The sequence below is a fragment of the Streptomyces coryli genome, assembly GCF_011044975.1.
Lineage (GTDB): Bacteria > Actinomycetota > Actinomycetes > Streptomycetales > Streptomycetaceae > Streptomyces > Streptomyces coryli.
Genome location: NZ_JAAKZV010000006.1, coordinates 17,252 through 30,748, shown reverse-complemented (window position 1 = coordinate 30,748; position 13,497 = coordinate 17,252). Strand labels below are relative to the sequence as shown.

Genomic DNA, 13,497 nt, shown 5'->3' with positions numbered 1-13,497 from the left:
CGGTCGCCCGCGGAGCTCAGCCCTGCTGGAAGAGCTCCGCGGGCAGCGGCTTGAGCAGCGCGTACAGGTCGTCGGTGATCGGGCGCTCCCAGCTGGCGATGGTGACGAGCACCTTGTCGTTGCGGTCGAACTGGACGCAGGAGACGCGGTCCTCGGAGAGCGTGACGCGCTTGACGATCAGCAGGTTGTCCTGGTGCATCACCGGGGTGTCCTCGGTGCCGGTGACGGTGACCGGCTCCTCGTGACCGAGCGCGGCGAGCAGCTGCGCGACCTCGAAGGGGGGCTGGCCCGCCTCGATCTCGCGGGCCGGGGAGCCCTCGGGGAGATTGCCGATGATCATGGCAGGGCCGCGGCCGCCGAACAGGTCGTAGCGCAGGAAGACGCCCTGGCAGGTCCCGTCGGGTGCGGGCAGCAGGCCGGCGCCGAGGTCGCCCGGCCAGTCACCGGGGTCCATGGCGAGTACGTCGAATTCCGGCCCTGCGGGGGTGGGGGCGCTGCGGCGGCGGAGGAAGGCCATGGGGTCAATCGTAAAGGGGCGCGGCGATTGCGCCGCCGCGCGGGGTTCCGCGGACCGGACGGGTTTCGCCGGAGACCGGCCGGGCCGGCTCAGCGGGTCGTGTGCAGGGCCTCCGCGAGACCCGCGGCGTCCGTGCCCACCTTGCGGTACACCGCGGACAGCAGCAGCTCCACCTCCCGCTCCTCCGTGCCCGTCCGCTCCGCGATCCGCGGGACCGCAAGGCCGGATGCGGCCAGTTCGGCCACCACCCGCTCGTGGCCGCTGAGCGCGTCCGTGCCGACCGTGCGCAGCCGCCGCGGGCGCAGGCCGGCCGCCGCCAGTTCGTCGCGGGCGTCCTCCGCCAGCCGGTCCGCGCCGCAGGACAGGGCCGTCTCCAGGCCGCGGTAGAGGATCTCCGCGGATTCCGGGGCGTGGCCCGCACAGCGCAGGGCGCGGCCGTACGCGACCAGGGCCCGGGCCAGCTCGCCGGCCGCCGGGGAGCGCTCCAGGTGCGCGACCGCCTCGTGCAGGACCTTCGGGCGCTCGCCCGCGGGTGCGATCTCCGCGCTGATCCGGAGCGCCTGGCCGATGCCGGACGCGGTGCCGTAGCCGCGGGCGAGGTCGAGGGCCTCGTCGGTGAGCCGGGCCGCCCGTTCCGGGGTGGTCGCGGCCTCGGCACGGGCCAGCTCGAGCCGCCAGGGGCACCAGCTCGGGTTGCGGATGCCGCGGGGCTCCAGGCGGCGGCCCGCGGCGGCGAACTCCGCCGCCGCCTCCTCGTGCCGGCCACGGGCCAGCAGCAGCTCCCCGTAGACCGTCTGGGAGTCGGGGAAGACCACCGCGGCGGGGAACGGCGGGCCGAAGTCGTACTCCTCGGCGAGCCGCTGCGCCTCGCCGGTACGGCCGCGGGCCAGCAGCACCTCGATCAGGATCGTCACCGCGTACCAGCAGACGGGGGTGCCGCGCCCGACGCGGTCGGCCAGCCGCAGGCCGTCGCGGACGAAGTCCTCCGCCTCCGCGTAGCGGCCGCGGCGGTAGCGGATGTAGCCGAGCAGCGTGTAGCCGAAGGAGAGGTGGGCGCCGCGCCAGCCCTGGCGCTCGAAGGCGGCGATGCCGTCGGCGAAGAGGTCCTCGGCGCGGCCCGGCCGGTCGGCGTACATGAAGGCCAGGGCCACCAGCACCGGCACCTCGAAGCCGCGCTCCTCGTCCGCCCAGCCGAGGCCGCCGGCCAGGGCGCGCTCGGCGTGCCGGACGGCGTTGTGCGCGGGCTCGGCGCGCAGGGTGATGTCCCAGGCGCGCAGGCCGATGATGTAGCGCTCGGTGAGATCGCGGCCCGAGAGCCGGTCGGCGAGCTTGGCGAGGCGGCGGGAACGGGCGGGCGAGTCGGGTTCGTCGGCGCGGAAGGCGTCCCACATGAACTGCTCGGCCCGCATGCGGAGCCGTTCGCGGGCGTCGGTGGCGACGCGGGCGGCCTGGCCGACGACGTCGGAGGCCTCGCCGAGGCGGTCGGCGTGGGCGAGGGTCTGGGAGAGGCGGCGGACTATGGCGGCGCGCAGCGCCGGGTCGGCGACGGGCTCCTCCAGGGCGGCACGGAGGTGGTTGACGGTGGTGGCGGGTTCGGTGAGGAGGGAGGCGCAGCCGAGTTCGTAGAGGACGGCGGCGCGCTCCTCGTACGGCGGGGGCTCGCGCAGCGCGCGGGCGAGGTAGCCGCGGGCGGTCTCCGGAGCGCCGGCGCGCTGGGTCTCGCCGGCGGCCTCGCGCAGGGTGCGGACCACCAGCGGGTCGTTCTCGGGGTGCGTCTCCAGCAGGTGCCGGGCCGCCGTGGCGGGGCCGAGGCCCGCGTCGATGACGGACCAGGCGGCCTGGCCGTGCAGGGCGACGCGGACGGCGTCGGGGATGGCGCGGTAGACGGCGGTGGCGATCAGCGGGTGGACGAACTCCAGGGTGTCGGCGCCGGTGAGGATACGGACCTCGCGCAGCCGGTCGGCGGCGTCGGCGGCCTCCTCGGCACCGAGTCCGGCGACGGCGGCGGCGAGCCGCGGGGAGATCTCGGTGCCCAGCACCGCGCAGGCCCAGGCCATGCGCACGGTGGAGGCGCCGAGCCGCTCGAGCCGGTGCACGAGCCCGGTGCCCTTGACGGCGGCGGCGAGGTCGCGCAGCAGGTGCGCGCTGGACTCGTCGGGGCGTAACGCGCGGGCGGCCACCTTGGCGCTGAGCTCGACGGCCTCGAAGGGGTTGCCCGCGGTGACGGCCCAGCACTCGCGGCAGAAGGCGTCGTCGGCGTGCTTGCCGACGCGCTCGCGGACGAGGCGGGCGATGGCGGGGGCGGTGAGCGGCTCCAGGTCTACGGGCCGGCCGCCGGCGCGACCCGGCAGGGCGCGGAACGCCTCGGCGGTCTCGGGGAGTTCCTCCGGCCGGTACGCGACGACCACCAGCATCGGCAGGTCCTCGACGCGGGACACGAAGGCGGTGAGCCAGCCGAGGGACTCCGCGTCCGCCCAGTGCGCGTCGTCGAGGACGAGCACGACGGGCGAGCGCCGGGTGCCGAGGTGGGTGAGCACCCAGTCGAGTCCGTCCCGCAGGCCCTGCGGGTCCGGTGGGGCGCCGTCGGCGGCGCCGCTCAGGCCGAGGGCCGGGCCGACGATCCCGTACCAGCCGCCGAGGCTGGCCCGCAGCTCCGCGTCGGCGTAGCGGGCGAGTTGCGGCTGCAGCAGCTGCCGGGCGACGTGGAACGCCACCCCCTGCTCCTGGTCGCCGCCGCGGGCGAAGAGCACGGTGCAGCCGCGCGCGGCGGCGCGCCGGCGCGTTTCGGTGAGGAGGGTGGTCTTGCCGAGCCCCGCGCGCCCCGCGACGGCGATGAGCCCGCCGCGCTGCCGCCCGGCGGGCCCGGAGCCGTTCGGGCGCAGCCCGGTGAGCGCGGCGAGCGCCTCGTCGACGGCGTCGAGTTCGGCGTCGCGCTCCAGCAGCATTCCCGCCATACGGCATCACCGGTCCGGTGCTTTTCGATGGGCACAGCCCGATGGCTCCAGAGAGTACGCCCGTAGGCCCGCATATGACCCCGGCCTGCGGCAGGATGCGGGGGTGGATCTGTGGCGGGCGGGACTGAGGGTCGTACCGAACGCGGTGTGGCGGGACACCGGGCAGCGGGTGCTGATCCTCGCGGACAACGAGCTGGCCGAAATCCCGCCGGACATCGCCCGCTTGCGGCACCTGCACACCCTCGACCTCGGCCACAACCGGCTCACCGCTGTGCCGCCGGAGCTCGGCTCGCTACCGGAGCTGACGGGCTGTCTCTACCTGCACGAGAACCGGATCACCGGGCTCCCGGACACGCTCGGCGCGCTGGACCGCCTCACGTATCTCAACGTCGGCGACAATCCGCTGGGCCAACTCCCCGCCGCCCTCGGCGGCATGGCGTCGCTGGTGGAGCTGCGCGCCCAGCGCTGCGGCCTGCGCGAGCTGCCGGCGGCGGTGGGCGATCTCGGCGCGCTGCGCGAGCTGTGGCTGCGCGGCAACCGGCTCACCGGGCTGCCCGGCTCCGTATCCCGGCTGCGGGAACTGCGCGAGCTGGAGCTGCGGGAGAACGAACTCACCGCCGTCCCGGACGCGTTGCGCGATCTGCCTCTACTGCGGCGGCTGGACCTGCGGGCGAACCGGATCGCCGGGCTCCCCGGCTGGCTGCCGGAGCTGCCCGCCCTGGAGCGCCTCGACCTGCGCTGGAATCCGCTCGGCGCGGAGCCGGCCCCGGTCCTCGGGCGGCTCCGCGACCGCGGCGTCTTCGTGCTGACGTGATGGCGGCTTACGTAAGGTCGAACTCGCCGTCCCGCGCGCCCAGTACGAAGGCGCGCCACTCGGCGGGCGTGAAGATCAGCGCCGGGCCCTCGGGGTTGCGGCCGTCGCGCATGGCGATATAGCCCTCGACAAAGGCGATCTGGACGTCGCCGATCCCCTGGGTGCTCGACTGCCACTGCGCGTGCGACAGGTCGAGCTCCGGCTTCTTCTGGCCGCCGGCCAGCGGTTGTTCAGTGGTGCGTTCGGCCACGTCCTCGCTCCTCCCGGTGCTGCGTCCTGGCGGCCAGCCTAGCCATCGCGGCGAATGCCCGACAGGTCACGGAAGGATGACTTCAGGACGTCGGCGGCTCGTCACCGACCAGCCACATGGCGAAGAACTGCGAGCCGCCCCCGTACGCGTGTCCCACCGCGCGCCGGGCGCCGTCCACCTGATGCTCCCCGGCCTGCCCGCGGACCTGCAGCGCCGCCTCCGCGAAGCGGATCATGCCGGAGGCGCCGATGGGGTTGGTGGAGAGCACCCCGCCGGACGGATTGACGGGCAGGTCGCCGTCGAGTTCCGTCACGCCGGACTCCGTCAGCTTCCACCCCTCGCCCTCCTGTGCGAAGCCCAGATTTTCCAGCCACATCGGCTCGTACCAGCTGAACGGGACGTACATCTCGACCGCGTCGATCTCCCGGCGCGGGTCGGTGATGCCGGCCTGCCGGTAGACGTCCGCCGCGCAGTCCTTGCCCGCCTGCGGCGAGACCGTGTCCTTGCCCGCGAACATGGTCGGCTCGCTGCGCATCGCCCCGCCGTGCACCCAGGCAGGGCGGTGCGGCGCGCGGGCGGCGCGCTCCCGCGAGGACAGCACCATCGCGCAGGCGCCGTCCGACGACGGGCAGGTCTCCGAGTAGCGGACCGGGTCCCAGAGCATCGGCGAGGCCTGCACCTTCTCCAGGGTGATGTCGTGCTCATGGAGGTGCGCGTAGGGGTTCTTCAGGGCGTTCCTGCGGTCCTTGTACGCGACCAGGGAGCCGATGGTGTCGGGCGCCCCCGTCCGCCGCATGTACGAGCGGATGTGCGGGGCGAAGAAGCCGCCCGCGCCCGCGACGAGCGGCTGGGTGAACGGGACCGGCAGCGACAGGCCCCACATCGCGTTGGACTCCGACTGCTTCTCGAACGCGACGGTGAGGACGGTCTCGTGCACGCCCGCCGCGACCAGGTTCGACGCGACCAGCGCCGTCGAGCCGCCGACCGAGCCCGCCGTGTGTACGCGCAGCATCGGCTTGCCGACCGCGCCGAGGGCGTCGGCCAGATACAGCTCCGGCATCATCACGCCCTCGAAGAAGTCGGGGGCCTTCCCGATGACGACGGCGTCGATGTCGGGCCAGTCGAGGCCCGCGTCCTCGAGGGCGCGCTGGGCGGCCTCGCGGACCAGGCCCGCTATGGAGACGTCGCGGCGGGCGGCCACATGCTTGGTCTGGCCGATCCCGGTCACCGCGACTGGCTGCTTGCTCATCGGCTTGCCTCTCCTTCTTGGCCTTCGAGGACGGCGACCAGGTTCTGCTGCAGGCACGGGCCCGAGGTGGCGTGCGCGAGGGCGCGGGCCGACTCGCCGCGGTGGATACGGGCCGCGACCTCACCGATCCGGATGAGCCCGGCGGCCATGATCGGATTGGCGGCGAGGGCGCCGCCGGACGGGTTCACGGAGACGCTGTCGTCGAGGCCGAGCGCCTTGCGCAGCACCAACTCCTGCGAGCTGAACGGCGCATGCAGCTCCGCCGTGTCCACCGGCCGCTCGAAGGCCCCGGCCCGCTCCGCGGCCTGCCGGGTGGACGGCGAGTCGGTGAGGTCGCGGACGCCGAGGCTGTGGGCCTCGATGCGGTGGTCGATGCCGCGGATCCAGGCGGGGCGTTCGCACAGCCGGCGCGCGGTGTCGTCGGCGGCGAGGATCACGGCGGCCGCGCCGTCGGTGACCGGCGGCAGGTCCCCCGTACGCAGCGGCTGGACGGCATAGTCGCCCTGCGGGCGCTCGCCTCGCAGCTGGGCATGCGGGTTGCCGGCCGCCGCGGCCCGGCTACGGGAGGCGACGCCGGCCAGGGCCTTCTCGTCCGCCTCGCCTGCGTCGATCAACGCCTGTGCCTGCAGCGCGGCAAGAGCGGGTGCGTCCGGCCACAGCGGGGCGACGTAGTACGGGTCCAGCTGCCGCGTCAGCACATCGCGTACCGAACCCGGCGAGGACTTCCCGTACGAGTAGACCAGCGCCGTATCCGCCTCGCCGGTCTGGATCTTCACCCACGCCTCGTACAGCGCCCACGCCCCGTCCATCTCGACGTGCGACTCGGAGATCGGCGGCCAGGCGCCGACCCCGTCGAGCGCCATGGTGAAGGAGAAGGCACGGCCGGCGAGATAGTCGCTGGACCCGGAGCAGGTGAAGTCGATGTCACCGGTCTTCAGGCCGGTGGCGGCCAGCACCTGGTGCAGCACCGGCATCAGCATCTCGACCTCGGACTGCTCGTCCGTGTGCCGCTTGTGGTCGGACTGGGCGAAGGCGACGACGGCCACGTCGCGTGCGTACGACGGCATCAGAGCTGCTCCTTGTACATGTCGTAGTCCGCGTCCGGTTCGCCCGTGGGGCGGTAGTGATCGGGGTAGTCGTTGCCGTCCTTCCACACCGGCTCGACCCGCATCCCCATCCGCACCTGGTCGTACGGGATGCCGCCGATCCGCCCGTGCAGCGGGAGCCCGGCGCCGTCCATGGCCACGTGGGCGTAGACGTACGGCACCTCGACGTCGAGGTTCTTGGCCTTGATGTTGACGATGGCGTACGTGGTGACGGTGCCGGACGGGCCCACCTCGACCTTCTCGGCGGTGGCGACGCCGTCGGTGGGACAGGCTCCGCGGGGCGGGATGTAGACCTTCTCGCAGACCGGGCAGCGCTCGCCGATGAGGCGGCGCTCCTTCAGCCCGTTCAGATACGAGGTGGTCGCGCGGCCCGGCGTGTAGGTGTAGTCGAGGCGGGCGGGGAGCGTGACGCCGGTGAGCGGGTCCTCGAAGGCGCCGGAGTGCGGGGTGGCGGCGGCGAGCGGCGCGCCGTCGTCGGCGGCCGGCTCGAAGCAGGCGATGTCGGTGATGGCGCCCGCGCGTTCGGCGGCCCAGCGGATACGGACCCGCATGCCGGTGTGCACCGCGTCGGGGCCCGGCACGTCCAGCGCGTGCAGCAGCGCCGTGTCCGCGCCGTCGAGCCGGACCAGCACCCACGCGAAGGGGGTGTCGAGCGGCTGGCCACGGCGCGGCTCGTGGTTCCAGGCCCAGGTGGTGACGGTGCCTGTCGCGCCGACCTCGGCGAGTTCGCTCAGCTCGGCGGAGGTCTCGGGGTCGTACTCGACCGGGGGCACCAGCACCTTCCCGGCGGCCGTGCGCACGCCGAGCACGGTCTGCTCGCGCAGCCCGGTGAGGAAGGCGCTCTGCACCGGGCCGAGCGAGCGGGTGAACGGGAACTCCACGACGAGTGGAGCGCTGAGCACGTCCGTCATCAGGCCCTCCGGAACTTCGGGGTGCGCTTCTCGGCGAAGGCCTTGGAGCCTTCTTTGGCGTCGGCGGTGGCGAAGATGGGCCAGCCGCGCTCGAGTTCGAGCTTCAGGCCGTCCTCCTCGGGCAGCGACGCCGTGTCGTAGACGCTGGCCTTGATCGCCTCGACGGCCAGCGGGCCGCAGTTATTGATCTTCTCGGCGATCTCCAGGGCCTTCTCGACCGCGGTGCCGTCGGGGACGACGTGCCCGATCAGCCCGATGTCGCGGGCCTCTTCCGCCGTGTACGGACGCCCGGTGAGCAGCATTTCGAGGGCGTGCGTCCGGGCGATCTGCCGCGGCAGCCGCACCGTCGACCCGCCGATCGGGAACAGCCCCCGCGCCACCTCGAAGAGCCCGAAGGTAGCGCTCTCCCCCGCCACCCGGATGTCCGTGCCCTGCAGCATCTCGGTGCCGCCGGCCACGCAATACCCCTCCACCGCCGCGATGACCGGCTTGCGCGGCCGGTGATGCCGCAGCATCGCCTTCCAGTGCAGGTCCGGGTCTTCCTTCATGCGGTGCCGGTACGGGTCGTCGCCGTTCAGCTTGCCGCCGCCGGCCAGGGCCTTGAGGTCCATGCCGGCGCAGAAGTCGCCGCCGGCGCCGGTGAAGACCACCGACCTGATGTCGTCGTCCGCGTCCGCCTCCTGCCAGCCGTCGTAGAGGCCGACCAGCATCGGCAGCGAGAGCGCGTTCTTCGCCTCCGGCCGATTCAGGGTCAGCACAAGGGTGGCGCCCACCCGTTCCACCGTGAGGTGCTCGCTTCCGCCCATGTCGTTACGCCCTCCTGTCGCGAGACGTAGAACAGGTTGCAGTAGCGGCACCCCTTCTTCAAGACTCTTTCTGACGGTCAGTCAGATTTTTTCTGCCGCCGCCCTTCCCACCTGTGCGCGGCGGCGCTCTAATGACGGCCAGACCACCGCCGCAGGGGCCAGGAGGAGCCGTGGAGTACAACCTTGCCGACCTCTTCGAGTCCGTCGTGGACACGGTCCCGGACCGCGAAGCGCTGGTGCACATCGACCATCCGGGCAGCGGCGCCGAGCGCCGGCTGACGTATGCCGAGCTGGACGCGGCGGCGAACCGCCTGGCGCACCACCTCGAGGACGCGGGCGTCAAACCGGGCGAGCACGTGGGCCTGTACCTCTACAACTGCGTGGAGTATCTGCAGACCGCCCTGGCCTGCGTAAAGATCCGCGCGGTGCCGGTGAACATCAACTACCGCTACGTGGAAGAGGAGCTGGTCTATCTCTTCCGCGACGCCGACCTCACGGCGCTGATCTTCGACGCGGAGTTCACCCCCCGGGTGGCGGCCGCGCTGCCGCGGGCGCCGAAGCTGCGCCATCTGATACGTACCGGAGAACCGGCCGCGGACGCGCCCGAGCCGTCCGTCACGCCGGTGCCGTTCGCGGAGGCGGAGGCGTCCGGGTCTTCCGGCCGCGGGTTCGGGAAGCGGTCGGCGGACGACCAGTTCATCATCTACACCGGCGGCACCACCGGCATGCCCAAGGGCGTGATGTGGCGCCAGGAGGACCTGTTCTTCTCGGGGCTCGGCGGCGGGGCGCCGACCGGGGACCCGGTGAAGCGACCGGAGGAACTGGCCGAGCGGGTGGCGGCCGGCGGCGAGGGCCTGGTCTTCTTCCCGACGCCGCCGCTGATGCACGGCACGGCGACGCTGACCTCGTTCATCGGCTTCAACTTCGGCCAGAAGGTGATCACGCACCGCAAGTATGTGCCGGAGGAGGTGCTGCGCACCGTCGCCAAGGAGAAGGTCACCAGCATCTCGCTGGTGGGCGACGCGATGCTCCGCCCCATGGTCGACGCCCTGGAGGGTCCGCTGAAGGACACGGACTGCTCGTCGCTCTTCAGCGTCTCCAGCTCCGGCGCCATCCTCTCGGAGACTCTCGCCGCTCGTTTCCGCAAGCTGGTGCCGAACTGCATGCTGCTGAACAACTTCGGCTCCTCCGAGTCGGGCTTCAACGGCACCGCGACGTCGGACAGCGGCGGAGCGCGTGGTTTCCGGGTCGAGGTCAACGAGCGCACGATGGTGGTCGATCCGGCCACGCACGAGCCCGTACCGCCGGGTGAGGTGGGCCGCGTCGCGCAGCGCGGCCATGTGCCGCTCGGCTACTACAACGACCCGAAGAAGTCAGCCGAGACCTTCTTCCAGGACGCCGACGGGCAGCGCTGGGTGCTGCTCGGCGACATGGCGACGGTGGACGAGGGCGGCGTCGTCACGGTGCTCGGGCGCGGCTCGCAGTGCATCAACACCGGTGGCGAGAAGGTCTATCCGGAGGAGGTCGAGGAGGCGCTGAAGGCGCACCCCGACGTCTACGACGTGCTGGTGGCGGGCGTCCCGGACGAGCGCTGGGGCAACCGGGTGGCGGCCGTCATCCAACCGCGCGACGGCGCCGACCCGCTCTCGGCAGAGGCGGTGCAGTCCCACTGCCGCACCCACCTGGCCGGCTACAAAATCCCCCGCACCGTCGTCTTCACCGACCACATCCAACGCTCCCCGAGCGGCAAGGCCGACTACCGCTGGGCAAAGGAGGTCGCGGCAAAGGGCTGAGTCGCCTCACTGGCTCTGGCACCGTGCCCCCGAACCGTTGAACACTTGACCGCCGGGCTCCGGCGGCATGGGCGAACGACTTGACGGCGCACTACGTCCGAACTGCGACGTCGGTCTCACTCAGACTGGCGCTGCCGGACTGAAGAGCGATGCCACGTCCACTGCATGAGTGGACACCGGATTCGTCCGCAAGGCAGAGGGAACTTTGGACTCTGTGACCTGCTACGGGCAGAGCTTCTACTCACCGACACCACCGAAAACGTCGGCGCCACCCAGCCCCCTCGCTTCGCCGGCGCCTACCAAGACCCCACTGGCTCGGGAGGCGTCTCCATGGATGAGTCTCGGGATGCGATAGTCAAGATTCTCGCCTACGCGTCGACAGCATTCGCGTTCCTATTCCTTGCTGTCGCCATATCCGTTCTGGTAACAGAAGACGTAACCCTCGGGCGAATCCTACTCCTGGCGTCCGCAGTTGCTCTGACATCTATCCCCGTTGCCATTTTGAACAGACGCGGCCGTAGATGAAACCCACTCAACTGGGCAGGAGATGATCCCGGTGCTGGCCTCACGTGCGGAGCACTCACCGCAGGAACCGTAGTTGGGGCTGCAGTGGCTCCTGCTGCGATGGGGTGCAGTAGTGGATTACGAGCGCTCTACCGGATACTGCTCTATTGGCGTTTCAGGGGTGTCGGCACGAAAGGTCTACCGCCGCAGAAATGAGTCAACGGCACTCGGTGTCGGCGGCGCTACGACGCCAGGTCGGCGACCACCGCGCAGTGGTCGGACGGCCAGACCCCGTCCACCGGGGTGTCGCCGGAGCGGCGGATGGCGCGGACGTGGCCGGCGCCGCCGGGCCCCGGCGGGCCGAGCAGGACGTAGTCGATGCGGGCGTCCCACTCCAGGTGGGCTGCCGCGTGTGGGTTGGTCATGTCCCAGGTCTGCCAGGGTTGTCCGGGGTCGGCGTAGCGCCAGGCGTCCAGGAGGATCTGGCGGGGGACGGCGGGCGCCGTTTGTACGCCGCATATCAGGCGCATCTCATCGTAGTCCGGCTCGGCGTTGAAATCGCCCGTCACGACCGGCGGATACGGGCCCTCGCCGCGCCGCTCCGCCACGAACTCCGCCAGCGCGCGGACCTGCGCGCAGCGCGTGGCGGAGGCGTATCCGGTGGACAGCAGGTGCGTGGTGAAGAACGGGAGCCGCACCCCACCCGGCGCCTCGATCGCCGTGAACAGCGCGGTCTGCCCGTCGTCCGGCTCCTCCCCCGCCGGCAGCCGTCGCGCCTCGTGCGAGGTGATCGGCCAGCGGCTGAGCACGGCATTGCCCACGTCGATGCCGGGATCGTCGATGCGGCGCTGCCAGCGGCCGGGTTGCGGAGAGGGGGACCACGCCCAGTGCATGCCGAGTTCGTCGGCCAGCCAGCCGGCGAGGTTGTTCCCGTCGCGGCCCCACACCTCCTGCAGCCCGAGGACGTCGGGCCGCTCCTGCCGCAGGGTGTCGAGGATGGCTTTCGCCCGCTCCTGCCAGGCACCGAAGCGCCACCACACATTCCAGGTCATGACGCGTATCACGCTGCCAGTATCCGTCAAGCGGAATGACCTAGGCCAACGAGTCCCGCAACTCCCGCTTGAGGATCTTCCCGCTGGCGTTGCGGGGCAGGCTGTCGGCCAGGACGACGCGCTTCGGCGCCTTGAAACCGGCCAGCCGCTCGCGCGCGTACGCGATCAGCTCGTCCTCGGTGACCTCGCCGCGCGGCACGACGACGGCCGTGACGGCCTCGATCCAGCGCTCGTCCGGCAGCCCGACGACGGCGGTCTCGGCGACCGCGGGGTGGGTGTAGAGGACGTCCTCGACCTGCCTGGAGGCGACCAGCACGCCGCCGGAGTTGATGACGTCCTTCACCCGGTCGACGACGGTGAGATAGCCCTCGGCGTCCCGTACGACGAGGTCGCCGGACCTGAACCAGCCGTCCCGGAAGGCGGCTTCGGTCTCCTCGGGCTTGTCCCAGTAGCCCTCGCACAGCTGCGGGGAGCGGTAGACGACCTCGCCGGGCTGCCCGTCGGGCACGTCCTTGCCGGACTCGTCGACGACCCGGGCCTCGACGAAGAGCACCGGGCGCCCGCAGGAGTCCATCCGCCCCTCGTGCTCCTCGGGCCGCAGCACGGTGGCGAGCGGGCCGATCTCGCTCTGCCCGAAGCAGTTGAAGAAGCGCAGGCCCGGCAGCGTCTCCTGGATCCGCGCCAGCACCGGGACCGGCATGATCGAGGCGCCGTAGTACGCCTTGCGCAGCGCGCTCAGGTCGCGGCTGTCGAAGTCGTCGCGCCCGGCGAGCGCGATCCACACGGTCGGCGGCGCGAAGAGACTGTCCGCCTCCCCGGCCTCGACGAGGTCGAAGATCCGGTCGCCGTCGGGGGCGTCCAGGATGGTGTTCTGCGCGCCGACGGCCAGATACGGGAGCAGGAAGACGTGCATCTGCGCCGAGTGGTAGAGCGGCAGCGAGTGCACCGGGCGGTCGTCCTCGTGCAGCTCCAGGGCGGTGATCGCGCTGACGTACTCGTGCACCAGGGCGGCGTGGGTCATCATCGCGCCCTTGGGGAGGGCGGTGGTTCCGGAGGTGTAGAGGAGCTGGACGAGTTCCTGGCCGCCGGGCCCTGCCTCGTCCAGCGGCGCGGCGGTGGTGAGCCGGGCCAGCAGCGAGTCGTCGTGGTCGCGCAGCGGCAGGGTGCGTACGCCCTTGGGCAGCCGCTCGGCAAGGTCCGGGTCGGCGAGGACGAGGGACGAGCCGGACTGCGTGATCAGGTACCCGAGGTCCTCGCCCACCAGGTGCTGATTCACCGGCACGTGCACCAGACCCGCGCGGGCGCAGGCCAGGAAGCCGATCAGATACGCGTCGGAGTTATGCCCGTAGCTCGCCACCCGGTCGCCGGGCGTGAGCCCTTCCGCGCGCAGCACGCCCGCCGCGGCGGACACGGCCGCGTCCAGTTCGGCGTACGTCCAGGCGCGCTCACCGTAGATCACCGCCGTCCGCTCCGGCACCCGTCCGGCGCTGCGCCGCAGCACCCCGTCGACCGTATTGCTCCGCACTCCCGTCATGGCCGTC

General features: G+C 72.1%; 11 protein-coding genes. 2 read left to right on the top strand and 9 right to left on the bottom strand.

From position 1 onward, the window contains the following. Positions 1–16: 16 nt before the first annotated feature. Together G5C51_RS03060 and G5C51_RS03055 are read right to left on the bottom strand one after the other, a co-directional pair. Positions 17–517, bottom strand: a complete 501-nt coding sequence (locus G5C51_RS03060; RefSeq protein WP_165231126.1) for a hypothetical protein — start codon at positions 515–517, stop codon at positions 17–19. 89 nt (positions 518–606) lie between these two features. After that, positions 607–3,471, bottom strand: coding sequence for an ATP-binding protein (locus G5C51_RS03055; RefSeq protein WP_165231123.1), 2,865 nt, complete (start codon positions 3,469–3,471; stop codon positions 607–609). A 103-nt stretch (positions 3,472–3,574) separates the two neighbouring features. Here G5C51_RS03055 and G5C51_RS03050 point away from each other — a divergent pair, with 103 nt between their 5' ends. Beyond that, the gene (locus tag G5C51_RS03050) at positions 3,575–4,285 is read left to right on the top strand and encodes a leucine-rich repeat domain-containing protein (RefSeq protein WP_165231120.1); all 711 of its coding nucleotides are present in this window, start codon (positions 3,575–3,577) and stop codon (positions 4,283–4,285) included. Positions 4,286–4,292: 7 nt separating this feature from the next. On the opposite strand, the gene G5C51_RS03045 is transcribed toward G5C51_RS03050, so the two are convergent. The 5 genes from G5C51_RS03045 to G5C51_RS03025 all read right to left on the bottom strand — a co-directional run bounded on the left by G5C51_RS03045 (position 4,293) and on the right by G5C51_RS03025 (position 8,607). Continuing rightward, positions 4,293–4,535 (bottom strand): DUF397 domain-containing protein, encoded by a 243-nt coding sequence (locus G5C51_RS03045; protein ID WP_165231116.1) that lies wholly within the window; start codon positions 4,533–4,535, stop codon positions 4,293–4,295. Between the two features lie 82 nt (positions 4,536–4,617). Further along, complete coding sequence (locus G5C51_RS03040; RefSeq protein ID WP_165231113.1) at positions 4,618–5,784, bottom strand: thiolase domain-containing protein; 1,167 nt, start codon at positions 5,782–5,784, stop codon at positions 4,618–4,620. Then, a complete protein-coding gene (locus tag G5C51_RS03035) occupies positions 5,781–6,851 on the bottom strand; it encodes a thiolase domain-containing protein (protein ID WP_165231110.1) in 1,071 nt (356 codons plus the stop codon). Before G5C51_RS03035 ends, G5C51_RS03040 begins: the two co-directional genes overlap by 4 nt. After that, complete coding sequence (locus G5C51_RS03030; RefSeq protein ID WP_165231107.1) at positions 6,851–7,801, bottom strand: Zn-ribbon domain-containing OB-fold protein; 951 nt, start codon at positions 7,799–7,801, stop codon at positions 6,851–6,853. Before G5C51_RS03030 ends, G5C51_RS03035 begins: the two co-directional genes overlap by 1 nt. Beyond that, positions 7,801–8,607, bottom strand: coding sequence for a crotonase/enoyl-CoA hydratase family protein (locus G5C51_RS03025; RefSeq protein ID WP_165231104.1), 807 nt, complete (start codon positions 8,605–8,607; stop codon positions 7,801–7,803). The genes G5C51_RS03030 and G5C51_RS03025 overlap by 1 nt, the downstream gene beginning before the upstream one ends. Before the next feature lie 170 nt (positions 8,608–8,777). Between G5C51_RS03025 and G5C51_RS03020 the strand changes: the two genes are divergently transcribed. After that, the gene (locus G5C51_RS03020; protein ID WP_165231101.1) at positions 8,778–10,400 is read left to right on the top strand and encodes an AMP-binding protein; all 1,623 of its coding nucleotides are present in this window, start codon (positions 8,778–8,780) and stop codon (positions 10,398–10,400) included. 746 nt (positions 10,401–11,146) lie between these two features. Here the strand turns inward: G5C51_RS03020 and G5C51_RS03015 are convergent. Together G5C51_RS03015 and G5C51_RS03010 are read right to left on the bottom strand one after the other, a co-directional pair. Then, the gene (locus tag G5C51_RS03015) at positions 11,147–11,968 is read right to left on the bottom strand and encodes an endonuclease/exonuclease/phosphatase family protein (RefSeq protein ID WP_165231098.1); all 822 of its coding nucleotides are present in this window, start codon (positions 11,966–11,968) and stop codon (positions 11,147–11,149) included. A gap of 28 nt (positions 11,969–11,996) precedes the next feature. Beyond that, positions 11,997–13,490, bottom strand: coding sequence for an acyl-CoA synthetase (locus tag G5C51_RS03010; protein ID WP_165231095.1), 1,494 nt, complete (start codon positions 13,488–13,490; stop codon positions 11,997–11,999). Between the last annotated feature and the right edge of the window lie 7 nt (positions 13,491–13,497).

What these genes read in the sequence shown, in the direction of transcription:
- G5C51_RS03060 (WP_165231126.1), bottom strand. Translation starts at nt 517, where the DNA reads ATGGCCTTCCTCCGCCGCCGCAGCGCCCCCACCCCCGCAGGGCCGGAA.
- G5C51_RS03055 (WP_165231123.1), bottom strand. Translation starts at nt 3,471, where the DNA reads ATGGCGGGAATGCTGCTGGAGCGCGACGCCGAACTCGACGCCGTCGAC.
- G5C51_RS03040 (WP_165231113.1), bottom strand. Translation starts at nt 5,784, where the DNA reads ATGAGCAAGCAGCCAGTCGCGGTGACCGGGATCGGCCAGACCAAGCAT.
- G5C51_RS03035 (WP_165231110.1), bottom strand. Translation starts at nt 6,851, where the DNA reads ATGCCGTCGTACGCACGCGACGTGGCCGTCGTCGCCTTCGCCCAGTCC.
- G5C51_RS03030 (WP_165231107.1), bottom strand. Translation starts at nt 7,801, where the DNA reads ATGACGGACGTGCTCAGCGCTCCACTCGTCGTGGAGTTCCCGTTCACC.
- G5C51_RS03025 (WP_165231104.1), bottom strand. Translation starts at nt 8,607, where the DNA reads ATGGGCGGAAGCGAGCACCTCACGGTGGAACGGGTGGGCGCCACCCTT.
- G5C51_RS03010 (WP_165231095.1), bottom strand. Translation starts at nt 13,490, where the DNA reads ATGACGGGAGTGCGGAGCAATACGGTCGACGGGGTGCTGCGGCGCAGC.